We start from the raw sequence: 24,282 nt of genomic DNA on the forward strand, positions 1-24,282 counted from the left end.
GGCCCGGTTCCTTAAAAATTAATCGGTGCCTTAATAACATTACGACTGTTTCGCGGCCCCGGTTTGCTCCGATCTTTTCGTACAGTACGCATAGACGGCATCGAGGGCTTTCTGAAGTCCTACGGTTGGAATCCAACCACAACCCGATGCCGGCTTGATATGCCATCTACCGTCCCTGGATCTTGATATTTCAATCCAGAAATCCTGAACAAATTCATCTTCCACAACCACCGCCCGCAGAAGAGCCTTTCCCCTGTTGGAATCGTACAAAAAATCCTTGAAGTCAACAACTACATTACCTCTAACCGGATCCGGATAAAAGTCATTTGGATAGAATTCGGAAACTCTATAGGTCCTCACGATAATCTCTCCCTCGGGCATAAACAGACTATCCTGTTTTTTTATAAGAGTGATCTTGTGAAATTGCCGCAATCCTTCGTTTACCCATTTTGTCTCGTACTTAGTTCCAAAGGAAGGGGGTATAAATTCGTGCAGGACCTGAAAACCCGACCCTTCTGATTGTTCCTTAATCCAGTTTGCATAAACATCATCGTCGGTAACAATCCACAAAACGCCACCACCCACAAGACTGTTGTTTAATCTCTTAAGACACCGATTTGAAAAAAGCCTTCTAGACACATGTCGCTCTTTGGGCCAGGGGCACGGAAAAAGGCTGTAGATTTCCGAAAAAACACCGGTACCCATAAGGTGATGCACAGCCCATCGAGCATCTGCTTTCAAAAGGCGAACGTTTGAAAGTTGATTTTGAGCAATTCGCCTCAAAGCCCTCCATACGGACTGCCACTCTTTTTCGATTCCCACAAAATTCTTATTAGCCTCTGTTTTCGCCCTGCGGATAAGATATTCACCATTTCCGAAACCTATCTCCAGAACTACCGGGTCGTCGTTCCTGAAAACTTCATTCCAATCGATGGGTCTGTTTACTCTTCTCCAATCGATTAAAGGACCGAGCGAAATATATCTTGCCTTCACCGGGAAACCACCACAAATACGGTCATTCAACAAAAAAGGGACGACCTTGCGATCGTCCCCTTTATGGCCTCGTTGGAGGCGGCAGCCGGATTCGAACCGGCGAATAACGGTTTTGCAGACCGCTCCCTTACCACTTGGGTATGCCGCCTTACCACTATAGTTTGGTAGCCGAACAAAGTTTTATTGTCAAGCCCGTTTGGAACCCGTTGTTAGCAACACATTAATTGTCCGGTTTTTGTAGCATAAGCGGGTGGTTTGACCATGGGAAGTTTTCTTATGGGGCTCACGGAGATTTTTGATCGGTAGGGATTTGATAGTGATGGGCAGGCGCAAGTTTTTCAGAGAAGATATGAGATGCCCGCACTGCGGTAACAACTGGTGCAAAAAGAACGGGAGGTCAAATGGGAAGCAGACTTACCTTTGCAGGCATTGCAATTATAGATTTACCCCTGAAGCTGAGAGGCATATGCATCCGAGGTGGCTAAAAGAAGAAGGCTATTGGTATGTATCTTGAGGGCATGAATATCTCTAGTATAAGTAGGGTTTTGGCTATCAGTTTAGCTACTGTGTATTCATGGATAAAAAAAGCCCTATGGGCTTTATGTGACATGGCTGTTCCGTAAAGATCGGGGGAAAGTCCAAAAAGTGGACCACCTGCTCTACAAATTGCTGGCGCCCACGGAAGGAACCCGGCCGTTGGTGGTCATTGACCTTTCACAAGAACAGGCGAAGCAAGTCCCACATGACCTTTCCTCGTTGCCGCTGTTCGGAGGCGACAAGAGCCCAGGGGATCAAGAAACTATCCTCTGGAACGAAACAATACAAGCGCTTGTGATCAAAAGGGTACTGCAAGGAATTCGCACAGAAGCTGAGAGGACCTACAAAGAAGGGCGCCGTCTCAACAACTTAGTCCCCATGGACGAAGCTCACTGGTTGGCGCCCATGGAAAAACCGGAAAATCAGGAAAAAGAGGCTATTCACAGCCTGCTTATTGACGCGGCCCACACCACCCGTAAATATGGGGTGGGATGGATGTTTATCAGCCAAAGGCTCTACAGCCTGGATAGTGGCATTGTGGAACAATTGCGCATATTCTTCTTCGGCTTTGGTTTGGGAATGGGTGAGGAGTTCCGGGCGTTGATTGAACTCGTAGGGGGACGGGGCAAAGCCTTGGACCTTTACCAGTTGTTCAGAAACCCGCATTCCACTTTTGAGATCACCTCGCGGGTGTACCACTTTATGACCATCGGCCTGGTTTCTCCCCTCTTCTTTGCCGGCACGCCTCTTTTCTTCAACGCTTTCAACACGGCGGAGGAGTTTTTAGAGGCCAACGTGTGGTATGATACCCGGTAGCAGAAGGAGCCAATCGAAAAGGAGACAGACCATGCAACCCGGTTCTATTGTAAGCTTTCGCAACCGCGACTGGGTTCTGCTCCCCGCAGAGGAGCCGGATGTGGCCCTCTTGCGGCCCCTCACAGGGACGAGCGAGGACGTGGTCGCGGTGCACCTGCCCTTGGCCCAGCTGTTGGGGTACACGTTTCCCTTTGAACGCCTCTCGCCCTCCCGGTTCCCGTGGCCTTCCTCGGACGAAGTGGCCGATGCCCAGAGCGTGCACCTGCTCTGGCAAGCCGCGAGGTTGCTCCTGCGGGAAGGGGCCGCGCCCTTCCGCTCCCTTGGCCGCATCTCCGTCCGACCTCGCACATACCAGCTCGTGCCCCTCATGATGGCCCTGCGCATCTGGCCCGTGCGGCTGCTCATCGCCGACGACGTGGGCGTGGGCAAGACCATCGAAGCCGGGCTCATCGTCCGCGAGCTCTGGGAGCAGGGAGAAATCCGTCGCTTTGCCGTCCTCTGCCCGCCCTACCTGTGCGACCAGTGGCAAAAGGAGCTTCAGGAGAAGTTCCACTTCGACGCGGTGGTGATCAACTCGGCAACCGCCGGCCGGCTCGACCGCCAAACGCCGCCGGGCCGTAGCGTGTAAGCACACTTCCCGGTACAAGTTATCAGCATCGACTTTGTGAAGTTTCCGCGCAACAAGCACCAGTTCCTCGTCCACGCGCCGGAACTCATAATGGTGGACGAGGCCCACGGCGCAACGCCCGGCCGCGGCACGGACCGGCATCTGCGTTACGAACTCGTCCGGGAGCTGGCCGCTAACCCCAATCGCCACCTCATCCTGTTGACCGCCACGCCCCACAGCGGCATCGCGGAGTCCTTCCAAAAACTCCTGGGTCTCCTGCGGCCGGAGTTCGAAGCGTGGGACCTTACCGAGCTCACGGAGTCGCAGCGCCGGGAGCTCGCCAAGCACTTTGTGCAGCGCACCCGCATGGACATCGAGAAGCAGTGGAAAGGCGCGCCCATCTTCCCCAAACGGGAGACGGTCGACGCCACCTATACCCTCTCCCCGGCTTACCGAGAGCTCTTTGAAGCCGTCTACCGCTTCAGCAAGAACATCGTGAAAAGCGGGTTGGCCCTTGCGGCCCACCAGCGCCGCATGCGCTGGTGGAGCGCTCTGGTGCTCCTGCGCTGCGTGATGTCCAGCCCCCGGGCCGCGGCGGTGGCCCTGGCCAAACGCCGCCAGGGCGAAGCGCTTACCGCCGAAGAGGACGTGGAAGATGTCTCGCCGATCTACGAGCCCAGCGACCGCCGGCCCAGCGACGAGGTGCCCACGCCCTTGCTGGAGCAGACCGAAGCCGACCTGATGCCCACGGAACAGCGTCGGCTCCGCGAGCTGGAGCGAATGGCCGCCGCGATTTCTGAGGCCGAGGACAAAAAACTGCAGGAGGCCATTCGCCTGGTGCGCCGCCTCCTGCAACAAGGCCACAACCCTGTCGTCTGGTGCTACTACGTGGACACCGCCGAGTACGTCGCCGAAAAGCTGGAAGCGGCCCTCGCGGCGGAGACGCCATCCGCCCGCGTCCTTTGCGTGACCGGCCGCCTGGGTGAGGAAGAGCGCCGGCTCAAGGTGGAAGCCTTCATGCGGGAACCCGGCCGGCGGGTGCTCGTGGCCACGGACTGCCTCAGCGAGGGCATCAACCTGCAAAAAGGGTTTGACGCCGTCATCCACTACGACCTGCCCTGGAATCCCAACCGCCTGGAACAGCGGGAAGGGCGGGTAGACCGCTACGGCCAGCCCAAACCGGTGGTGAAGGCCGTGCGTTTCTACGGCCGCGATAACCCCGTGGACGGCGCCATTATTCGCGTCCTTCTCGACAAGGCGCGGGAAATTCGCCGGATCCTGGGCACCCATGTGCCCGTGCCCGAAGAAGAACGGCTCATCATGGAAGCCCTTGTCCACGCCCTCTTCCTCGGCCGTGAACAAATCTATCGACAGCTGACCCTGCTCGAAGGCCCGGTCCCCGAAATCCACCGCAAGTGGGAACTGGACGCCCAGCGGGAGCGGGAGAGCCGCACCCGCTTTGCCCAGCACGCACTCAAACCTGATATCGTGCGCCGTGAACTCGAAGCCACCGACCAGGTCCTCGGCGACCCGGACGCGGTCCGCAACTTCGTGCTCACCGCGCGCCAGAAAGTGGGCCTGCAGGTCGGGCCAAGGGGCCGGTACGCCGACGTGTGGGAGGTGATCACCGAAGAAGCCGCGCTGGTGAGCGTCCCGGCCGCAGTGCAGCACGCGCTCCCCAGGGACCGGTCGGGACGCTGGGTGATCACCTTCACGAGTCCGACACCGGAAGGGGCCGAGTACCTGGGCCGCAATCACCCCTTCGTCACCGCGTTAGCCCGCTATCTGTTCGAGCAAGCCCTGGAAGGGAACGGGGTGGACCACAGCGCCCGCGCTGGCGCCATCCGCACCCGGGCTGTCGGTCACCTCACCGCGCTGCTCCTGCTCCGGCCTCGATACCTCATCCACCGGCCGAACCGCAACCCGCTCCTGGCCGAAGAAGTGCTGGTCGTCGGGTGGCGGGCCTTCAGCGACCGGTGGCTGGCCCCAGAAGAGGCCCTGCCCTTGCTGACAGCCGAGCCCACGGCCAACATGCTCCCGGCTGAGAAGCGGGAGCTGGTCCAGGACGTGCTGGAGGCGCTGCAGCCCTTCTTCGCCGAGGCCGATGCCTCCCCGCTGCCGAACATTCTTGCAGCACGGGCCGCCCAGCTGGAGGAAGCCCACCGCCGGGTGCGCCAAAGCGTGGGCGAACAGGTGCGCGGGCTGAAGGTCGAGCCCCACTGGCCGCCCGATATCCTGGGCATTCTGCTACTGCAACCGGAGGTGATGCCATGAGTGTGGTCCTGGTCGAGCCTCGCATTGCATTTCGTGTAGCCGTGAGCCAGCGCGCGGTGTACTTCGCAGGTGGGCTCTTCGGCCCCGACTTCCTGGAGAAACTGGAGGCCGCCGCGCTGCCCGGCCAGCGTCCGACCGACTTTGGCCTGCCGGCCGGACGCTCCGTGCTGGACGAAGCGGCCGCCCTCTACCGGGACGCCCGCAAGATGTGGCAGGTGTTCCGCCATCGCCTGGAGCGCCTATCCGAGAAGGAATCGGGCACGAGTGAGACGCGCAACGCGTGGGTGATCCCCTTCCTGAGCCTCCTGGGGTACGACCTGCATTACAATTCCAGGGCCTATGTGGTAGGCGACATGGCTTACCACATCTCCCACCGTGCCGGGGAGAAGGAGGACGCGCCGCCCGTGCACATTGTAGCCGCGCGCAAGGAACTGGGGCGGGTTGATCCCGACGGCCGCCCGCGCATGTCCCCCCACGCGCTGATGCAGGAATTCCTCAACCGGTCGGAGCACCTTTGGGGCATCGTCACCAACGGCCGCGTGCTCCGGCTGCTGCGCAAGTCCCCCTTGCTCCGCCAGCAGGCCTACGTGGAGTTTGACCTGGAGGCCATCTTTGAGGCCGAAGGCGACGCCCACTTCAACGACTTTGTGGTCCTCTACCGCCTGCTCCACCGCACGCGGCCGCCCCAGGGCATTGCCGACGCGGCCGAGTGTCGGCTGGAACTCTACTACCAGCAGGCCCTGGAGGAGGGGAACCGCGCCCGTGACCGCCTGCGGGACGGCGTGGAGGCGTCCTTGCAGGTTCTGGGGACCGGCTTCCTGGGACTCAACTCCGAACTACCCTACCAGGATGGCGACTTGGCTCGCGGCCTGTACGAGGATCTGCTCCGGCTGGTCTACCGCTTGCTCTTTCTCCTGGTCGCGGAGGAGCGCAACCTCCTGGGTGGCACGGACCTCTACCGGGACCACTACAGCATCACCCGTCTGCGCCGCCTGGCCGACCGCCGCGAGGCCTACACCGACCATGAGGACCTCTGGCTCTCCTTGCGGGTGCTGTGGGAGCTCCTCCGGGACCCCACGCCGAAGGCCGACGGACGGCCCCTGGCTGCGCTCCTTTGCCTCCCCGTGCTGGACGGCGGCCTCTTCGCGCCCATTGCGCTGGAAAACCTGCGCCTTACCAACCGGGACCTCCTGGAAGCTATCTACTACCTCTCCTACTACTACGACGAGGAGTCCCTGGCCTGGCGCCGGGTAAACTACGCGGCCCTGGACGTGGAGGAACTGGGTTCGGTCTACGAGAGCCTTCTGGACCACCATCCCATCATCGTCCAGGAACCCGAGGGTCCCGCCTTCCGCTTCGCCACGGGCACCGAGCGCAAGTCCACTGGCTCCTACTACACCCCGCCGGAGCTGGTGCAGGAGCTGATCAAGAGCACGCTGGAACCGGTAATCGAAGAGAGGCTGAAGGGATCCTCAGATCGTATTGCTCAGGAGAAGGCCCTCCTTTCCATCAAAGTCGTGGACCCTGCCTGCGGCTCCGGTCACTTCCTCCTCGCGGCTGCCCGCCGCCTGGCCAGGGAACTGGCCCGCATGCGCACCGTAGAAGAGGAGCCTTCCCCTGAGGCCGAGCGGGAGGCCAGACGGGAGGTCATCGCCTACTGCATCTACGGCGTCGACAAGAACCCCCTGGCCGTGGAGCTGTGCAAGGTGGCGCTGTGGATTGAAGGCCATGTGCCGGGCAAGCCCCTCACGTTCCTGGACCACCGCATCCGCTGCGGCGACAGCCTGGTGGGCGTCTTTGACCTGAGCGTGCTGAAGGAGGGCATCCCCGACGCCGCGTATGCCCCTGTTTCCGACGACGACAGGCCCCTGGCCCGGGAGATTAAGAAGCGCAACGCGGTGGAGCGCAGCGGCCAGCTCGCCGTATCCGCGCGCCTGCTGGACGAGGCCCTCTTCGAATGCGCTCTGGCCACCCTGGAGGTGGAGGCGCTCCCCGACGATTCGCCTCAGGCCATCGCGGAGAAATCCCGCCGGTACGAGGCGCTGCGCGCGAGCCAGGAGCCCATCCGCCAGGCGTGCGATTTGTGGACAGCGGCGTTCTTCCAGCACCTGATGTCCGGCAAAAATGCGGTTACCACCGACGCCGTCCGCCGGGCCCTGGCCGGCCGGCCCGTCCATGGCCAAGTGAGCGGCATGGCGGAAGCGGTGGCCCGGCGCCTCCGCTTCTTCCACTGGCCCTTGGAGTTCCAGGAGGTCTTCGCCGAGGGGGGATTTGATGTGGTGTTATGTAATCCACCATACGGTTATCTCTTCACAGCTCGTAGTGCTAAGTTTGCGAAAGCACAATGTATGTACTTACAAGCGCGATCTTCTAAAAACATGGCCTCGTACTTTGTTCTCCTAGCATTGAATATAGTCAGGTCCGATGGTCGCATTGGGTTTGTTATGCCTAAATCGTTCACATACTCAGATGCATGGCGTGAAATGCGTAGGTACATGTTGCCCTATATTATATCTGTTATCGACGTTGGACAAGCATGGAAACAAGTTCGTCTTGAACAAATTATGCTTACACTGCAACTTAGCAAAGGAACAAGTATAGTACCACAGATTAAGGTAGGACGTATTACGGGTGATGGGCATTTTAACACTCACTTTGTTCATAGAGAAAAATGCAAAGAACTGGATGTAATACCATCTGGAGTATCTCCCAGGGATCTAGAGTTACTTGAAATTATCGAGACATCGGAACACTGTATGTTAAGCGATATTTGCACAACAAAGAGAGGCGCTTCAATAAAGAGAAACCTGATTAAGCCATCTGGAGACATTCCTATAGTACAAGGACGTAATATTAGGGAATTCCAAGAACCAACACCCTCTGGGTTTATTAGATTAGAAGACATCGACAAGGCCAGTTTATTCGTCACTCCATCCAGCACACCACTATTTCAAAACATAGTTGCGCATATTAAGTATCCCCAAGAACATATTCGTATTATTGGTACAATTTGCAGCAGTCCAGTAGTGTGTACAGATACTGTAAATATTTTGACGGTCACGCTCGTTGGCATAGATCCTTTTATCATCACCGGTTATCTCATGTCTAATTTGATTAACTGGTACGTGCATGTGTTCATATTCAACAGAGCTCAGAGAACTATGCATTTTGACGGTTACGTTTTAGCTAGGATACCTATACCGCTCGATAAACTGGGCAGTCTCTCAGAGGTTTGCGTAGGCCTCCAGCAGGAACCAAATGGCAAAGAGCTGTGGGATGCCTTAAATTCCATAGTTTATAGCGCATTTGAGATTCCGATGCGTCTGCGCCAATACGTTGACTCTATACATAAACCAAGATATCGATAAGTGTTCGCTGTAACAACCATGGCCAACACCTCGGTGAGCACCGCACACGACGGCTGGTGCTGGAGGCTTGGGAGAGGCTTGAGAGGGAGAATAGACGCCAATAGGGACACCGAGCGCTATGCTTCGATAATGGAAGAGGCGCCATGAGTATCTTCACCTTCCACAGCCAGGTCATGCAGGATTACGCGGACTTCGTCCGCTCCTTCGTCAACATTGCGGACGACCGCCTGCGGGAGTTCGTGCGCCAGCTGCTGGAGGAAGAGCAACGGCTCTGGCCCGAGCCACTGGTGCAGCTTTCCCCCGCCTATCGCCGGGACGTGACGGTGAAAGAACTGGCCCATAAGGCGGTGCTTCACCCGGAAACCGCCCGCATCTTCCGTCGCGCCGATGGCCTTACCTTCCGCCTCTACCGCCACCAGGTGGAGGCCATTCGCAAGGCCGTCGCGGGCGAGAGCTTTGTCCTCACCTCCGGTACCGGGTCCGGCAAGACCTTCGCCTACTTCATCCCCATCGTGGACACGGTCGTCCGTCAGGCCGACATGCCCGGCCCGGTCGCCATCATCGTCTACCCCATGAACGCGCTGGTCAACTCCCAGCTTCAGGCGCTAAAGGACCTGCAGCAGCGCTACGAGTCCCGCACCGGCCGCTCCTTCCCCGTCCGCTTCGCTCGCTACACAGGGGAAACCCCGGAGCAAGAACGGGAGGCCATCCGGCGGCAGCCGCCCCACATCCTGTTGACCAACTACGTCATGGCCGAACTGATGCTCGTTCGGCCGGAAGATCGTCCCCTGATTGAACCGCGGCCGGACGTGCCCCTCTTTCTGGTCTTTGATGAGCTACACACCTACCGGGGCCGTCAGGGCGCGGACGTGGCCATGCTCGTGCGCCGTCTGAAGGCCCGGCTGGAGCGGCGGCGCGTCGTGCACATCGGCACCAGCGCCACCCTGGTCGCCCACCCTGACGCCACGCCGGAAGAACGCCGCCAGGTGGTGGCCGAGTTCGTGGGCCGCTTTTTCGGCATCTCCATGGAGCCCGACCAGGTCATTGAGGAAACGCTGGAACCGGCAACTGAAGGCGGTCCTCCCTCTATAGCCGAACTCCGCGCGGCCCTCAACGGGCCTTTGCCGGAACAGCCCGACCTGGAGACCTTGCGGCGTCACCCCCTGGCCCGCTGGCTGGAATACGCCCTGGGCATTGAGCCGGAGGGAGAAGGGCGTTACCGCCGCCGCGCCCCGCGGGCCCTTTCCGAAGTGGCGGGGGAACCCGCGAGCCAGATCTGCCTTCCGGAGGACCAATGCCGCCGCGCCCTGGAAGCCTTCCTCAACCTCGCGGCTGCCCTCAACCAGGAACTAACCCGCCAGGGGCAGGAGCCCTTCTTCGCCTTCAAACTCCACCAGTTTATCTCCCAGGGCCGGGCGGTCTACGCTACCCTGGAGCCTCCTGAAAGGCGGGCGTTCTCGGCCGAAGGCCAGGTCGCCGCGGAGCGTCCCCTTTACCCGTTGCGCTTCTGCCGCATCTGCGGTCAGGAGTACTACTGGGTGCTGCGAGACAACATGCAAGGCCGGTTCCTCCCCCATCCGACCGGCGGGGACGTGGAAGAAGGCCTGCAGCCGGGGTACCTTACCTTTTTCGAAGAGTGGGACGAGAGCCAGATTCCCGAAGAGTGGCTTGACGCCCGGGGCCGGGTCAGCGCCACCTGGCGGGGCCGCGTTCCTCAACGGGTCTGGGTGCAGCCGGATGGCACCATCGCCCCTGACGCGGTGGAAGGCGCGGCTCCGGTCTGGTGGCAACCCCGCAAGTTCTGGTTGTGCTTGCGCTGCGGCGAGTACTACACGGAACGGGAGGCCGAGTTCACCAAGCTCTCCCCTCTCTCCAGCGAAGGCCGATCCTCGGCCACCACGGTGCTGGCGACGGCGGCTCTGAGCCATGCGACCGCAAGCCAGGTGGTGCGCGACAAGCTTCTCACCTTCACCGACAGCCGTCAGGACGCCTCCCTCCAGGCGGGCCACTTCAACGACTTCGTCCACATGGCCGTGCTGCGGGCAGGCCTCTACCGGGCCCTGCAGGCGAACAGGGAACTGCGCTTCCACAACGTTGCCGAGGAAACGGTCAACCACATGGGCCTGGAAATCCAGGACATTGCCCGGGAACGGTTCCTGGATCCGACCTCCAAAGTGGCCCGGGAAGTGTGGGAAACGTTCCGCGACCTCACCGAGTACCGGCTTTACATGGACCTGCGCCGCGGGTGGCGGGTCCTGCAGCCCAACCTGGAGGATGTGGGCCTCCTGCGCATTGCGTACGATGGGCTCGACGAACTGTGCGGGCAGGACCACCTCTGGCAGGAGGTGCCCGTTCTCTCAGAGGCTTCTCCGGACGACCGTCTCCGGATTACGAGAGCCTTCCTCGACTACATCCGCAAGCGCCTGGCCATCGACGTGCGCACGCTGGAAGCCGAGTTCCTGCGGCGGCTGGCGCGCCGCGCCCAGCAGTACCTCAACGAGTTCTGGGGCCTGGACCCGGACACGGAGTACCTGCGCGAGGCCGCGGTGTGCGTTCGCCCCACAGACCAGGCCGGCTCCAAACCACGAGACGGGTACATTTACAGCATGACTGCGCGGTCACCCGTCGGGCGCTTCTTGCAGAACGAACTGACGCCCGAGGACTTCGACGCCTTCATGGCCGCTTTCCTGGACATCCTCGTCCGACACGGCTTCCTCAGGCGCGCGGTCGGCGATGACGGCTGGGAACGCTACCGGCTGGACGCGGCGCGCATGGTGTGGCAGCTTGGCGACGGCACATCCCCGCCACCGGACCCGGTGTACAGCCGCCGGGGCCGGGAGCTGTCCGCGCCGGCGAACCCCTTCTTCCAGCGCTTCTACAGCACCGCCGGGCCCGAACTGCGCACCCTGGAAGCCCGCGAGCACACGGCGCAGGTGGTCACCCCTGGCGAGCGAGAACGCCGTGAGCGCCGCTTCCGCTGGCTGCCCGAAGACCAAACAAACCCCGAACTGGGCCGGCGCCTGCCCTACCTCGTGTGCTCGCCGACCATGGAACTGGGCATCGACATCGCGGACCTGGACACGGTGCACATGCGCAATGTGCCGCCCACTCCGGCCAACTACGCCCAGCGCAGTGGCCGTGCAGGACGGCAAGGGCAGCCTGGGCTGATTTTCACCTACTGCGTGGCCGGCAGCAGCCACGACCAGTATTTCTTCCACCAGCGGGCTGAAATGGTCGCGGGCGCCGTGCGCGCGCCGCGACTGGACCTGACCAACGAAACCTTGATTCGAGCCCACGCTCAGGCCGAATGGCTGGCGGAGGTAGGCTTACCCCTCCGCCAGTCCATCGAAGAGGTCGTGGACACCGAGACCTACCCGGACCTGACGTTGCGGCTCCACGCCAAACACAGCCTTCACCTGGGGAAAGAGCGCTGCGGCCGCCTGCGCGATCGCCTGGAGCGTATCCTCTCCCCGGACCGGGACCTCCTTGTGCAGTCCGGATGGTTCGACGACCAGTGGCTGGGCAGGGTGCTGGACGAGGCGCCGGAACACTTCGACCAGGCCTTCGACCGCTGGCGGGAGCTCTTCCGCATTGCCACGCAGGAACTGGAGCACGCCCAGCAGGAGATGTACAGGGCGCGGACCAAAGAAGCCCAGGACGAAGCCCGCCGCCGACAAACGGAAGCCCTGCGCCAGCGGAACCTCCTGCTGCAGATTGACGTGGCCCGGGAGGAAAGCGATTTCTACCCCTACCGTTACCTCGCCTCCGAAGGGTTCCTGCCCGGGTACAACTTCCCGGCGCTGCCGGTGCGCGCGTGGGTGCCACGCGGGGAAGGCGAATTCATCTCCCGCCCGCGGCACCTGGCTATTCGGGAGTTTGCGCCCCACAACATCGTCTACCACGAGGGGGCCAAGTGGCAGGTACGGGCCTTCATGCCCCCACCCGGCGGCCTGGAAGAGCGCCGGCGGATGATCCGGCTGTGCTTCACCTGTGGGGCGTTCGCCGAAACGGGCATGGAGCGATGCCCCCTCTGCAACACCCTCTTCGAGGGCGTTAACAGCGAAGCGATGCTCCTCCTCGACCTCCCCAACGTCCGGCTGGTCCGACGGGAACGCATTACCTGCAACGAGGAAGAGCGGGTGCGCATGGGTTACGACCTCGTTGTGACCTATCAGTTTGCCCGATCTGGGGTTGGACCCCGCACGCTGGAGGCGGATGTTGTGGTGGGAGGCCAACCCCTCTTCCACCTGACCTATGCGCCTGCGGCGACCCTGCTTTACATCAACCGCGGCTGGCGAGGTCGGCCAGTGGGCTTCGTTGTTGACCTCGCCTCCGGAGACCTCCTCACCGACAACGAGGCCGAACGCGAAGCCCGCGCGCCGCGGCGAGGCGGTCCACCTTCTCAGAGTGCCAACCGGGAACGGCTGGCGCTTTCCACCTGGGAAACGCAGAACGTGCTCCTCGTGCGGCCGCACGACCCCACCCTCTGGAAGGACCCGCGTGTGGAGGCCAGTCTTACCTACGCGCTGAAACGGGGTATCGAACAGGCTTACCAGCTCGAAGAACAGGAACTGGGCGTGGAGCGCGTGGGACAGGATGCACACCGGGCGATACTCTTTTACGAGGCGGCAGAGGGCGGCCTGGGCGTGTTGCGCCGTTTTGTCGAAGAGCGGAATGCCATGGCCCTGGTGGCGCAAGAAGCGCTGCAGATTTGCCACTTTGACTTACAGGGCAACGACCGGAAGCCCGAATGCCGGGAGGCCTGCTACGAGTGCCTTCTGAGCTACACCAACCAGCGTGAGGCGCTTCACCTCAACCGCCGGCTGGTGCGCGATCTGTTCACCCACCTCCTGAATGCCGAAATCCGCCCCCGCACCGGGAATGTCAGCTGGGAGGACCACCTGGCCTACCTGCAAAGCTGCACCCAGTCCGAGTTCGAACGCGCCTTTCTCAACTTCCTCGCCGAGCACGGGTACCGTCTTCCCGACGACGCACAGAAGTCCTTCCAGGACCCCCGCTGCATTGCCGATTTCTTCTACCAGCCGAATGTGGTGGTGTTCTGCGACGGCCCACCCCACGACTCGGGGTACCAGCGTCGCGTCGACGAGACCACCCGCAAGGCCCTTGTGGCACGTGGGTACCGGGTCATCGTCATCCGCTGGGGCGAGGACCTGGCCGCTCAGGTGGGGCAATACCCGGATGTGTTCGCCTCGGGTTAAAAGACGGAATCCCTTGTCGGAGGCGTGGGGGTGTCCTCCCACTCTCCCTTTCCGCCAAATGCGGCCTTGCATCACGAGTGAGGTGAGCCCATCTTTCTTGCCCCCCATCAAGAGAAATCCTATAATCAGATTGAGTGATGAACCAATTGATTAATCCCAGAGGCGAACGATGGAACGTGTGGTTAGCGCCACCGAGGCCCGCATCCGCTTCGGCGAACTGATGCGCCGGGCAGTGGAAAACCGGGAAACCTTTATCGTCGAGCGGGGCGGCAAGCCCTATGTTGTTGTGCTCTCCGTGGAAGCGTACGAGCGGCTACGAAAGGGACAGCCCCAAGCAACCTGGCAGGAAACGCTGGAGCAAATTCTTCAGTTGGGAGCCCGGATTAAGGCCCGTAGAGGGGGAAGTCCGCTTCCACCGCCGGAGGAGGTCATCCGTCAGATGCGGGAGGAGCGAAGTGCTCAACTCACCGGTTTGCCTTGACGCCAGCTTCGTCCTGCGGTTGCTACAAAGCGGCACCCCCAACGCGACCGCTGTACAGTTGTGGAGGGAATGGCAGGAAACAGGGCGGTTGCTGATTGCACCCGCTCTTGTTTACTACGAAATCACCAACGCTGTTTATCGCTACGCAGTTCATGGTGAGTTATCTCCTCAAGAGGCCTCGGAGCTCCTGGATATGGCCCTGAACCTCGACATCGAGCTCTACGGCGACGGTGACCTGCACAAACAGGCTTTGGAAATTGCACGCCGTTTTTCCCTTTCCGCTGCCTACGACGCCCACTACCTGGCGCTGGCCGAGCGGCTGGGCGCCGAATTCTGGACTGCCGACCGACGCCTGGTTCGAGCCGTTCAAGACGCGCTACCCTGGGTGAATCTGCTTGAGGAAACCGACCCGGAGCAATAGCATAGACGCCTTCACTTTCCACCACCGCAGGTTGAGCGACTACCAGGCCCACCTGTGCAGCTTCCTCAACATCGCTGGCAAGCGCGTCCGCGCCCTCGTGGATACGCAACGGCACCAGGGCAGGTGGTGGTCCCAACCCCTGTTGCAGCTCAACTCGGCCTATCCCAAGACGGCCACTTTTTCGTACGAAGGAGCACATCATGGGAATCTTTGGGAAGCGCTTCGGAAAGTGTTCCGCATCGCCGCATTCTGCGTTGACGGCAGAGGTGGCGCGTCAGCAGTGTCAGCAGTTCTCTGCGTCATTTTTCTGAGTACCAGCAGTTTGGACAAACTTTGCGGGAACAGGCGCGGTTTTCATACCTCTTTCCGGCTGAGAAGGACAATAATCAATGGTGGGCCTGGTTGCCACGATATGAAAGTGGACATTTTCGCGGCGGCCTGCCTGGAGAAGCCGGATATTTCCATCCTTTCAGGTGAGTTCCTCGTCGAAGTGCGTGCTCTGCCCCATAAGAACCTGGCCGTGAAGACGCTGAAAAGGCTCCTTCAGGACGAAATTCAGGTGCGCTTGCGCAAGAACGTTGTGCAATCCCGGGCGTTCTCGGAATTGCTCGAGCAGGCGTTGAACAAATATCACAATCGAGCCATCGAAGCGGCGCAGGTGATCGAAGAACTGATCGCCATTGCCAAGCAGATGCGCGAAGCCGCTCGGCGGGGCGAGGATCTAGGACTATCCGAAGACGAGGCGGCGTTCTACGACGCACTGGCTTCCAACGAGAGTGCGGTGCAGGTCCTGGGGGATGAGACACTGAGGAAGATTGCCCAGGAGTTGGTGGAAAGGGTACGTGGAAGCGTCTCGGTGGATTGGAGCAAGCGGGAAAATACCCGTGCCCAGCTGCGGGTGCTGGTCAAGCGCATCCTGCGAAAATACGGCTATCCGCCCGATAAGCAGGAGCAGGCGACCGAACTGGTCTTGAAACAGACAGAGGTCTTGTGTGAAGAGTGGGTGATGTCCTGAGGACCGCTGGCCGTCGGCTTTTGTTCTCCCTTATGCAGTCTTTTTCTGAATCTTAACTATCCCGTGCTCGCGATGCCCGATCTTACCTGTCTTAATGGCTCGTTCAATATTCAAATAAAGCACACGCAAAAGGGTTCGACGACAGCATAACGAAGGAGTTCATCCTTAGTCATGTGTTCGAAATCACGCCTGAAGTCATGAAGGAGCCATCGTACCCGTTTTGGATTTTGCTGTGCCGTCATTACCACGGCCAACAAACTCCGGTTATCATCGATGAGCATTTCATAAAAATTCTTTATCACAAATCGGCAACCCTGCCCTTTCGTCTCTGGAGTCACCGGAGTGTTCATCGATGGGCCTTCCATAGGACTATCTCCCCCCTCATCTCACCAAGACGGGCTAATTTCTTGCGGACAGGTGAAACCTTCGTCGGTCATGTAGCTATTAGTTGCGACAAACTGCTCGTCCCTCTTTTCCAGATCGAAAGACCATAAGACAAGAAGCGTAACGGATCATTCGCTTTCAACACATTTCTCCATTTTAAGAGGCTGTTTCCGTTCTGGCTAAGCCCTGTTCCCATGGATTATTTTATTGCTGGAACCAAAGGGTTAGAGTTATTCTGACACGGCATAAACCCGGGATTTTTGACGGCGAGGAATGGACGATGAGGCTCTGGTCACTGCATCCGAAGTACCTGGACGCCAGGGGATTGGTGGCCCTGTGGCGTGAAGGGTTGCTTGCCAGGGCGGTGCTGGAAGGGAAGACACGGGGTTACCGATCGCACCCTCAGCTCCGGCGCTTTCGGGAGCACAAAGACCCGATTGCTGCAATCAATGCGTATCTCCATGCGGTACTCGAGGAGGCTCGGCGCCGCGGTTATCGTTTCGACGAAACCAGGCTTGGAGCTGTCGTTGAAGTCAGCCCAATAGAAGTTTCCGTAGGGCAGCTTCGTTATGAGTGGAGACATCTTCTTTACAAGTTGAAAAGACGGGATCCGGAGGGTTTCCGAAACCTTTGCAGGATTGAAAATCCCGATCCACACCCGTTGATGAGGGTCGTTCCGGGAGACGTGGAAACCTGGGAGGTGGTAAAATGAGTTTCCGCTTCTGGAAAAGGGTCCGAATCGCTCCGGGCGTGACCCTGAATCTCAGCAAGTCGGGCGCATCCGTGTCCTTCGGGCCACGCGGGGCGAAGTTCACCATCGGTCCGAGGGGTAAGCGGGCCACGGTAGGCATCCCGGGAACGGGCATCTTCTACACTACCACGCTTTCGGGCAGGAAGTCCGGTGCCGGGAGGAGCGGAGCTCACTCTACCCCGACCGCCCCAACGGTCCCGCCCGAAGACCGGCTGACGCTGGGTTTCTTGAAGAGGCTTATCACTCCGGACGACGAGGAAGCGCTGGTGGACGGCTGCCGGGAACTGATCCGCGGCAACGAAGATAAGGCCCTGGAACACTTCGAAAGGGCCCTTCACCTGGCCGACTGTGCGTGTCTCGCCGGTTTCCTGGCCCTGAAGAAAGGCCGTTTGCAGAAAGCTGCCGATTACTTGACCATGGCCGCAGAGAAGCACGACCGGCTGGGACGTCACCTCTCCAGGTACGGGATCTCCGCAGTCACCAGCTTTCCCATTACCGACGAAGTAACCGTTCATGTAAGACCAGATCTCAGGGGGGTATTGCTGGGCCTGGTGGAGGTTTACCAGCGTCAGGAACGCTGGAAAGACGCAATCGTCTGCCTGGAAAGACTCAGAGAGCTCGAACCGGACGACGTGGTGGTGAGGCTTTCTCTGGCGGAGCTCCTACTTGCCGCCCATCCGGGGGATAAAGACGCCTGTCGCAGGGTGGTGAGCCTGGCCGAAGGCATCGGGAACGACACGCCGGTTCATACCGCGTTGCTCCTGTATAAGGCCAGGGCTTTGCGCGGGCTCGGACTCCTGACCGCGGCCCTTGAAACCCTGACGGCCGCCTTACGCCGGAAGAAAGGCAGGTCTGAGGAATTGCTTCGGGCACTTCGGTACGAACGGGCTCTGGTCTACGAGGAACTCGGCCGGCTTCGGCGGGCACGTAGCGAACTCGAAAAGCTCTACGCCGAAGACCCCGATTACGAGGACGTGGCAGCCCGGTTGGGATTTTTCGTCAAAACGTAATCAAATGATGATAAGCCGATAACACCAACGGACCAGGATGAACTTTTGCGGCTAAGATCACGCTGAGTCCCTGATTTATGATTGGTTCTCTAACAAAGACGGATTTTAGCGGATCATAGATTGGTGGAGGCGGCGGGAATCGAACCCGCGTCCGGAAGCCTTCAGCCTAAGCCTCTACATGCTTAGCCCGGGTATCTAAATTTCGCCCTCGGGACTCCACCCGAGCAGGATTCCCTTCGGGCTAGCCTGCCTGAATATTCGCCTTCCGGGATGCAGGCATTCCCGGAAAGCTATCCCGCATACCCGACGCCTCTACCGGCTCAGCGGGAACTTGCCGGCGAGACGGCAGCCGGTCTTAGGCGGCTGCTGCGTAAGCGTAATCGTCTGCGGTTATGTTTAACCCTGACCGTTTTTACGAGCCGTCAGGTCGCTCGGCATGCAGCTTAAGCCTCTTGACCCCCGTCGAACCCAGATCGCCCCCTTCCAGGACCATCTATCAACCAACAAGGTATTTTAAATTTAAAAGGCTACTTACCCTTAGTCAAGCCTCCGTCTACTTCAATCGCTTTTCCTAATGATTTTTTTGTATTATACCACACCGATGGGTGTCCGTGACCATGGCATTTACGCGCCGATCTCAAAAAAGGTTCCTGTGTAATAAAAGCAAGAGATCGGCTGAATCGTAGAATGCAAGATCGCCGAAGTTTAAACGTTGCACAAGGGTTTTTCACAATGGGAAGAATAGAGGCTATTTTCTTCGATTGCGACGGTGTTATAGTCGATACAGAACCGGTTCACTACAGAAGCTTTCTCGAAACATTGAAGCCTTTCGGGATATACTTTACCTACGAAACCTATGCGAAGAAGTACATTGGTTTTGACGACCGAGACGGCTTCAGGGAAATATTGCGAGAGCACAATGTTCGGCCTGAACAGGCCCTTATCGAAAGGTTGATAGCGGAAAAGAATGCAAAGGTCCTGAGATACGCTTCTGAGGTAAAGCCCTTCGACGGGGTGGTGGATTTTATAAAGGCAGCAAAGGCTTCCAATATGAGTCTCGCTCTCGTTTCCGGAGCCTTACGTAACGAAGTGCTGGCCTTCCTGAAATCCATTGGCCTGTACGACGCCTTTGACGTTTTCGTAACCGCAGAGGACGTAACGAAAAGCAAGCCAGACCCGGAATCTTACCTGCTCGCGAGGAGAAAACTTGAGCTCTTACTGGGAAGAACCCTGTCTCCGGAAAAATGTGTCGTTTTTGAAGACACGCCATCGGGTGTTGAGGCGGCCAAAAAAGCCGGCCTTCAGGTAATCGCCGTTACAAACTCCTTTCCTGCAGAAAGCCTTGGAGCCGCCGATATGGTCATCGCGGGTTTTTCCGGGATGACTCCGGAGAAATTGGGTCTGCTGTTGGATGATTAGCGGGTCGTACCCGCACCTTTCCTCAGCTCTTTAACTATTTCTCTCAGCTCTCTTACATTTTCTTCGGAAAACCTCGAGTTTTTGTAAAGACACTCGGAATAGAGATTCACAAAGCGTCTGGCCTGCTCTACCACTGAAGCCGGCGCCTTTCCCTCCAGGAGAGCTACAAATTCCTCAAGACTCATACCCGGAGGACGCTCCAGCCCGTAACGCCAGAGACATCTCTCGAAGGCTCTGCAAAGCCTTGCGTGCTCAGGTAAGCGATGCTTTCGGACTCTAAGTGCAACAATAAAACCTCCGGAAATAGCCAAAAAAAACACGATCATCATCAATGTCTGCTTAGCTTTTTTAACGTCCGGCCACTCCATTTTAAAGTGTCTTCCCAGCTTCATTCGAAACCTCACAAGATTTACCAGCTTCATTTGTTTCGAAACGTCATATAAAATTACCACCTGATCCCAGTAGTAAGAGATGATATCACCGTATAGACGGAGTTTAAGCCAGAAACCCGAAGGCTTTTGCATTCCTGCCACTTCCGATACCGCAAAAGAAACAGGATCAATTCTGACCCAGCCCTGCCCGTCGATATAGGCTTCAACCCACACATGAGCATCCCTGTGGAGTACCAGGTAATAGCCTCCAAGGGGATTGTATTTACCCCCTCTGTATCCTCCGACAAGTCTCGTCGGAATTCCGGCTATACGAAGCATCACACCAAAAGCCGAAGCGAAATATTCGCAGTTTCCACGCCTGGTTTTAAAAAGAAATTCCCGAAGGGGGTCTTCTGAAACCGGGAGGTTCGACAGGTCGTATATGAACCTGTTATCACGGAACCACTTTGCGAGATGACGTAGCGTCAGTTCCGGCCTCTCAGGAACCGCAAGCTTCTCTACAAGCCTTTTTACGTCTTCAGAAAGGTTACGAGGGAGCTGAAGATATGGAGCAAGAGACCGGGGTTCTGGAATTGGCCTCTCTTCTATGAGAGACTTACAGGTGTATTTTATCCGCGACCATATTGGGTGTCTGAACATAAACACAACAGACTCTTTTGATATCAGCACCTTTTTCCTTGCAGTCACCACCTCAACCGGCACATCCAGACACACCAGATAGGGTTCACCATGAGGCTCAAGAAGCACAACCTGTACAACCTGTGAATCCGGGTTCCGGTAATTTCTTTCGGAAAGTTCTTCGTCAGGGCGTACTGCCTTACTTGCATACCATCTTTTTCCGTCAAAAAAGTCAAAAACGATTGCCCTCCAGTAAAGTTTATCGTCGGGCAACTTTTCCGCAGTTGCTCTGAAGGCAATGGACTCGCTTTCCTGTATTTCTCCCACCTCGCCCAGTGAAATATTATCGGTAAAGCCCGTCCTCCCGACAGATGGCTTCTGAAGAAAGGCCAGAATGGGTGTGCTCGTCCGGGGCAAAATGAAAAAAAGCAAGGTCGTCACAGGTAGCACGAGTATCATTTGCAATGCCGATACCATAAAGCTTCGTTTCAGGAACCCCGATTCCAGCCGCGTAAGGCTCTTTTCACCGTCAAAGGCCGTAAGGAGCAAAAGTGTAAGGGTTCCCAGATAGAAGACCGCCAAAAGTATGATGAAAAAAGTGATGTCAAAGGTATAAAAAGCATAAATAACGAGCTGAAATAGCGACAGGGCGATCATCTGAAGGTAATCCCGGGCGTTCCTTCGCTCCACCCATTTGATAACCATGAGCAATAATATACAATCCACAAGTGGAGGCAGCGGATTTTCCCATGAAAATCTCGTAGCCGTTAGAATAACACAACCAATTCCCAGGGCGTTCAGCAGCCAGCGAGGTATGGGCAGAGAGGCCCCGTAGGCTACACGGTAGGCTATCTCAAGGGCCAGTCCGATAGATGAAATTATGGTCAGGGCAGTATTGGCAATTCGCCAGTTCAAACTGACGGTAAAGACCGAGAGAAACAATATAAGAATGTCAATAGCCTGTCTGAGGTTCATTGTACGTTGCAAGAACCGTGAGAATCCTTCTCACGTGATCTCTTCCCGTTCCCGGAGGAATAAACACCTTCGGGGTTTTAACCCCCAGCGGTACGCCTGACCTGGAAAGTTCAAGGATAAGGTAGGTATAGCAACTTAGCAACTCCTCATAATATTCTTCGGGAAGGCCTATCAGATCAAATACGAACGATCCCGGCCTGCCTGAATCAAGCTCGTTCACCTTTAATTCCCCGGTTTTGGCGGTTGCTTTCCAGTTTATGAATTTCCAGGGATCGCCGGGAATATAATTCCTTATGGAAACCAGGTTCTCAAAATCGTAAGTCCTTTCATTTTCACGACCCCCATCCTCAGTTCTTTCCGGATCCTGAAGGGCAGAGAGGTCACATTTTTTAGGCTCCGGGAAAACGGTGATCTCCACGGGATCGCCTGCATATCTCATACGTGTAAAAAAGTTAAACGGAAAAGACGAACAAATTCGAGGGGCGGGCATTCGATTAATGCCTCTATGAGTACATTTATCGTAAAGCGTGAGGCTTATCGTTGCTCTAGAAGGAACCCAGAAGAGAAAGCGACCAGCATCACCGACTTTTACATCGATGAAGAAGGACGGAATAAATTTTTTTCTGTTCTGTACGTGGACGAAAACAGGAAAAGCAACATTGGCAAAGATTTCGTCCGGATATCGGACGTGGATCACAATCCCCTTAAGGTTAAGCTGGGCAATCCAGCCGGAAATGAGCATGTAAGCCAGGAGGAACGAGGCCGTCAAATAAATGAGGTTATTTCCCGTGTTTACTCCCGCAAGGGCAATAAGAATGGTCATTCCGATGTAAATGTGTCCGGCTTTATTAATTTTCAGTACACGGGTACGGGTACCTCTTCCAGGAGTGATCTCACCACCTCCATCCGATCCACAGATCTATATTCCTCTCTGGGAAGTATCCTGTGAGATATCACATAAGGCGCAACGGATCTAATATTTTCGGGGCTGACGAACTCTTTTCCCTTGAAAAAGGCATCAACCCTGGAAGTATGAAGTAATGCAAGGGCGCCGCGAGTGGAAAGGCCGGCCCGAAGCAACGGGCTTGTCCTCGTTAAGGCAACGATGTTCTGCAGGTAGTCGAGCACCAGATCGGAAACATGCACATTTTTTCTGGCACTTTCCTGAATCTCCAGGATTTCCTCCTGTGTAAGAACCGGATCCAGTGAGTAAAGCTCCCTTCTTCTGCTCCCACCTCTTAGAATTTCCCTCTCGGCCTCACGGGACGGATACCCTATACTTATCTTCATCATAAACCGATCCATCTGAGACTCCGGCAGGGGAAAGGTCCCAAAACTCTCCAGGGGGTTCTGAGTTGCTATTACGAAGAAAGGTACCGGCAGCGGGTACGTACGACCTTCGACGGTTACCTGCTTTTCACCCATGGCTTCAAGCAAGGCGCTCTGAGTTTTAGGGGGAGCTCTGTTTATTTCATCAACCAGAACTATGTTGTGAAAAATCGGCCCCGGTTTAAACTCAAAGATACTCCGTTGTTGATCAAAGATGGATAATCCCGTCACATCCGACGGCAAAAGATCACTGGTACATTGGATGCGCCCGAAATCCATGCCCAGGGCTCTGGCAATACCTATTGCAAGTGTCGTTTTACCAAGTCCCGGAAGGTCCTCAATGAGAAGATGCCCTCTTGCAAAGAAGCAAATCAGGGCCAGTCTGAGAGCCTGTTCTTTGCCGTGAAGAAAGTTGGATAAAACGTCAATTACCCGACGTATGCCGGGGTGTACGATCGAATCGCTCAGGGCAACCACTATACAGAAGACCTTTTCCTAATGTGAATCTGGGGGCAATTGTCATCCTTCCGCTGTTCTACCGTTCCGATAACGTAGGCCTTTATCCCCATTGCGGCACACTGCTCCAGCGCCACATTTGCGTCATCGGGATCGACAAAAAGCACATAGCCTATACCGTTATTGAAAACCCGATACATTTCCTGATCAGAAATCCCTCCCCTTTCTTTCAAAAAAGCAAAGATAGGAGGTACATTCCAGGAACCTTCTTCAATAACCGCCACGCAGGCGTTAGGAAGTACTCGGGGTATGTTGTCAACCAAGCCGCCACCCGTAATGTGGGCCATTCCCTTTACGGCTACGTTTCTCAAGAGCTTAAGAACCACCGGAACGTAGATCCTGGTAGGCTTAAGAAGTTCTTCGGCTACAGTACATCCGCATTCGGCAATAATGTCGTCCGGGGTCATTTTCAGTTCACCGAAAACGATCTTCCTTACGAGGCTGTATCCGTTGGAATGTAATCCGTTTGATTCAAGCCCTATTATAACATCACCGAAGTGTATCGACGCTCCGTCCACAACTTCACCCTCGTTTACCAGGCCCACTATAAATCCTGCCATGTCGAATTCACCGGGATCGTAAAAATCGGGCATCTCGGCGGTTTCACCGCCTATTAAAGCACATCCAGCCTGCTCACATCCTTCTGCAATCCCGTAAATAACCTGTTCAAGCACATCCAGATCTATTCGGCCCATGGCAATGTAATCGAGAAAGAAGAGAGGTCTGGCTCCATGAACGAGGATGTCGTTGGCACACATGGCAACAAGGTCTATGCCAACGGTATCGTATTTTTTTGCGAGAAAAGCGACTTTAAGTTTCGTCCCCACACCATCGGTAGAAGACACGAGCAGGGGTTGTTTCACTTCATTCGGGTCAAGTGCATAAAGGGCTCCAAAACCTCCTATGCCCCCTCTTACGCCTTTACGGTAAGTCTTCTGGGCAAGCGGCTTAATTCTGTCGACAAGAGTACTGGCTTTTTCAAGGTCAACTCCTGCTTCCCTGTACAAATCGGCTCCACGAGTTTCATTGTCACGATGGGTCATATCAAAATGCTCCCCGTCTCAAACTGAACTAACCGTGTATCACACAGCCCCTATCAATTATTACACAGGGAGTCGCTATATGGCAATTGCGATGATCTGCCGTTTTTGTTTGAA

18 protein-coding genes, 1 tRNA gene, 1 other RNA gene and 1 pseudogene are annotated in these 24,282 nt (G+C 57.0%); 13 read left to right on the plus strand and 8 right to left on the minus strand.

From position 1 onward, the window contains the following. Window positions 1-39: 39 nt before the first annotated feature. Both trmB and BM091_RS11190 read right to left on the minus strand, forming a co-directional pair. On the minus strand, window positions 40-993 hold the full coding sequence (gene trmB / locus BM091_RS11185) for a tRNA (guanosine(46)-N7)-methyltransferase TrmB (protein WP_177193628.1): 954 nt from the start codon (window positions 991-993) through the stop codon (window positions 40-42). 73 nt (window positions 994-1,066) lie between these two features. Next, a tRNA-Cys gene (locus BM091_RS11190) sits at window positions 1,067-1,141 on the minus strand. 201 nt (window positions 1,142-1,342) lie between these two features. Between BM091_RS11190 and BM091_RS14570 the strand changes: the two genes are divergently transcribed. The 10 genes and pseudogenes from BM091_RS14570 to BM091_RS11230 all read left to right on the plus strand — a co-directional run. Beyond that, window positions 1,343-1,507 (plus strand): IS1/IS1595 family N-terminal zinc-binding domain-containing protein, encoded by a 165-nt coding sequence (locus tag BM091_RS14570; protein WP_425443313.1) that lies wholly within the window; start codon window positions 1,343-1,345, stop codon window positions 1,505-1,507. After that, the gene (locus BM091_RS14575) at window positions 1,491-1,616 is read left to right on the plus strand and encodes a helix-turn-helix domain-containing protein (protein WP_425443314.1); all 126 of its coding nucleotides are present in this window, start codon (window positions 1,491-1,493) and stop codon (window positions 1,614-1,616) included. Before BM091_RS14570 ends, BM091_RS14575 begins: the two co-directional genes overlap by 17 nt. Continuing rightward, window positions 1,597-2,346 (plus strand): ATP-binding protein, encoded by a 750-nt coding sequence (locus tag BM091_RS11200; protein ID WP_177193629.1) that lies wholly within the window; start codon window positions 1,597-1,599, stop codon window positions 2,344-2,346. Before BM091_RS14575 ends, BM091_RS11200 begins: the two co-directional genes overlap by 20 nt. A 31-nt stretch (window positions 2,347-2,377) precedes the next feature. After that, window positions 2,378-2,974: an SNF2-related protein gene (locus BM091_RS14145; RefSeq protein ID WP_218148886.1), complete on the plus strand. Its 597-nt coding sequence runs from the start codon at window positions 2,378-2,380 to the stop codon at window positions 2,972-2,974. A gap of 90 nt (window positions 2,975-3,064) precedes the next feature. Next, a complete protein-coding gene (locus tag BM091_RS11205; protein ID WP_218148887.1) occupies window positions 3,065-5,227 on the plus strand; it encodes a helicase-related protein in 2,163 nt (720 codons plus the stop codon). Then, on the plus strand, window positions 5,224-8,595 hold the full coding sequence (locus tag BM091_RS11210) for an Eco57I restriction-modification methylase domain-containing protein (protein ID WP_093395852.1): 3,372 nt from the start codon (window positions 5,224-5,226) through the stop codon (window positions 8,593-8,595). The genes BM091_RS11205 and BM091_RS11210 overlap by 4 nt, the downstream gene beginning before the upstream one ends. A 143-nt stretch (window positions 8,596-8,738) precedes the next feature. After that, the gene (locus BM091_RS14445) at window positions 8,739-13,814 is read left to right on the plus strand and encodes a DEAD/DEAH box helicase (RefSeq protein WP_093395853.1); all 5,076 of its coding nucleotides are present in this window, start codon (window positions 8,739-8,741) and stop codon (window positions 13,812-13,814) included. Between the two features lie 169 nt (window positions 13,815-13,983). Beyond that, on the plus strand, window positions 13,984-14,295 hold the full coding sequence (locus BM091_RS13975) for a type II toxin-antitoxin system Phd/YefM family antitoxin (protein ID WP_093395855.1): 312 nt from the start codon (window positions 13,984-13,986) through the stop codon (window positions 14,293-14,295). Further along, window positions 14,270-14,716 carry a type II toxin-antitoxin system VapC family toxin gene (locus tag BM091_RS11225; protein WP_093395856.1) on the plus strand — a complete coding sequence of 149 codons (447 nt, stop codon included), beginning with the start codon at window positions 14,270-14,272 and terminating at the stop codon, window positions 14,714-14,716. The genes BM091_RS13975 and BM091_RS11225 overlap by 26 nt, the downstream gene beginning before the upstream one ends. A gap of 418 nt (window positions 14,717-15,134) precedes the next feature. Then, window positions 15,135-15,731 (plus strand): annotated as a pseudogene (locus BM091_RS11230) (DUF3387 domain-containing protein); the annotation flags it as partial. Window positions 15,732-15,841: 110 nt separating this feature from the next. On the opposite strand, the gene BM091_RS11235 reads toward BM091_RS11230, so the two are convergent. Next, window positions 15,842-16,096: a hypothetical protein gene (locus BM091_RS11235; protein WP_093395858.1), complete on the minus strand. Its 255-nt coding sequence runs from the start codon at window positions 16,094-16,096 to the stop codon at window positions 15,842-15,844. Window positions 16,097-16,395: 299 nt separating this feature from the next. Between BM091_RS11235 and BM091_RS11240 the strand changes: the two genes are divergently transcribed. Next, on the plus strand, window positions 16,396-16,827 hold the full coding sequence (locus tag BM091_RS11240) for a pyrimidine dimer DNA glycosylase/endonuclease V (protein WP_093395859.1): 432 nt from the start codon (window positions 16,396-16,398) through the stop codon (window positions 16,825-16,827). Then, complete coding sequence (locus BM091_RS11245) at window positions 16,824-17,876, plus strand: DUF4236 domain-containing protein (protein WP_093395861.1); 1,053 nt, start codon at window positions 16,824-16,826, stop codon at window positions 17,874-17,876. The genes BM091_RS11240 and BM091_RS11245 overlap by 4 nt, the downstream gene beginning before the upstream one ends. Before the next feature lie 121 nt (window positions 17,877-17,997). Here BM091_RS11245 and ssrA read toward each other — a convergent pair. Continuing rightward, window positions 17,998-18,357, minus strand: a transfer-messenger RNA (tmRNA) gene (gene ssrA / locus BM091_RS11250). Window positions 18,358-18,608: 251 nt separating this feature from the next. Here ssrA and BM091_RS11255 point away from each other — a divergent pair. Continuing rightward, complete coding sequence (locus tag BM091_RS11255) at window positions 18,609-19,295, plus strand: HAD family hydrolase (protein ID WP_177193630.1); 687 nt, start codon at window positions 18,609-18,611, stop codon at window positions 19,293-19,295. Here the strand turns inward: BM091_RS11255 and BM091_RS11260 are convergent. From BM091_RS11260 to purM, 4 genes are read right to left on the minus strand one after another with little or no spacing between them, the layout of a single operon-like run. Next, window positions 19,292-21,292: a transglutaminase TgpA family protein gene (locus tag BM091_RS11260; RefSeq protein ID WP_143083141.1), complete on the minus strand. Its 2,001-nt coding sequence runs from the start codon at window positions 21,290-21,292 to the stop codon at window positions 19,292-19,294. The two genes, BM091_RS11255 and BM091_RS11260, sit on opposite strands and share 4 nt — an antisense overlap. Next, a complete protein-coding gene (locus BM091_RS11265; RefSeq protein ID WP_093395865.1) occupies window positions 21,258-22,103 on the minus strand; it encodes a DUF58 domain-containing protein in 846 nt (281 codons plus the stop codon). The genes BM091_RS11260 and BM091_RS11265 overlap by 35 nt, the downstream gene beginning before the upstream one ends. A 32-nt stretch (window positions 22,104-22,135) precedes the next feature. Beyond that, window positions 22,136-23,086 (minus strand): AAA family ATPase, encoded by a 951-nt coding sequence (locus tag BM091_RS11270; protein WP_245735357.1) that lies wholly within the window; start codon window positions 23,084-23,086, stop codon window positions 22,136-22,138. Then, window positions 23,086-24,168, minus strand: coding sequence for a phosphoribosylformylglycinamidine cyclo-ligase (purM, locus tag BM091_RS11275; protein WP_093395866.1), 1,083 nt, complete (start codon window positions 24,166-24,168; stop codon window positions 23,086-23,088). The genes BM091_RS11270 and purM overlap by 1 nt, the downstream gene beginning before the upstream one ends. Window positions 24,169-24,282: the final 114 nt, after the last annotated feature.

The organism is Thermodesulforhabdus norvegica, from assembly GCF_900114975.1.
GTDB lineage: Bacteria > Desulfobacterota > Syntrophobacteria > Syntrophobacterales > Thermodesulforhabdaceae > Thermodesulforhabdus > Thermodesulforhabdus norvegica.

Bases quoted from the DNA above. Each gene is read 5' to 3' on its own strand.
- BM091_RS14570 (WP_425443313.1), top strand. From the start codon at position 1,343: ATGAGATGCCCGCACTGCGGTAACAACTGGTGCAAAAAGAACGGGAGG.
- BM091_RS14145 (WP_218148886.1), top strand. From the start codon at position 2,378: ATGCAACCCGGTTCTATTGTAAGCTTTCGCAACCGCGACTGGGTTCTG.
- BM091_RS11205 (WP_218148887.1), top strand. From the start codon at position 3,065: ATGGTGGACGAGGCCCACGGCGCAACGCCCGGCCGCGGCACGGACCGG.
- BM091_RS11210 (WP_093395852.1), top strand. From the start codon at position 5,224: ATGAGTGTGGTCCTGGTCGAGCCTCGCATTGCATTTCGTGTAGCCGTG.
- BM091_RS14445 (WP_093395853.1), top strand. From the start codon at position 8,739: ATGAGTATCTTCACCTTCCACAGCCAGGTCATGCAGGATTACGCGGAC.
- BM091_RS13975 (WP_093395855.1), top strand. From the start codon at position 13,984: ATGGAACGTGTGGTTAGCGCCACCGAGGCCCGCATCCGCTTCGGCGAA.
- BM091_RS11235 (WP_093395858.1), bottom strand. From the start codon at position 16,096: ATGGAAGGCCCATCGATGAACACTCCGGTGACTCCAGAGACGAAAGGG.
- BM091_RS11240 (WP_093395859.1), top strand. From the start codon at position 16,396: ATGAGGCTCTGGTCACTGCATCCGAAGTACCTGGACGCCAGGGGATTG.
- BM091_RS11245 (WP_093395861.1), top strand. From the start codon at position 16,824: ATGAGTTTCCGCTTCTGGAAAAGGGTCCGAATCGCTCCGGGCGTGACC.
- BM091_RS11255 (WP_177193630.1), top strand. From the start codon at position 18,609: ATGGGAAGAATAGAGGCTATTTTCTTCGATTGCGACGGTGTTATAGTC.
- BM091_RS11265 (WP_093395865.1), bottom strand. From the start codon at position 22,103: ATGACCATTCTTATTGCCCTTGCGGGAGTAAACACGGGAAATAACCTC.
- purM (WP_093395866.1), bottom strand. From the start codon at position 24,168: ATGACCCATCGTGACAATGAAACTCGTGGAGCCGATTTGTACAGGGAA.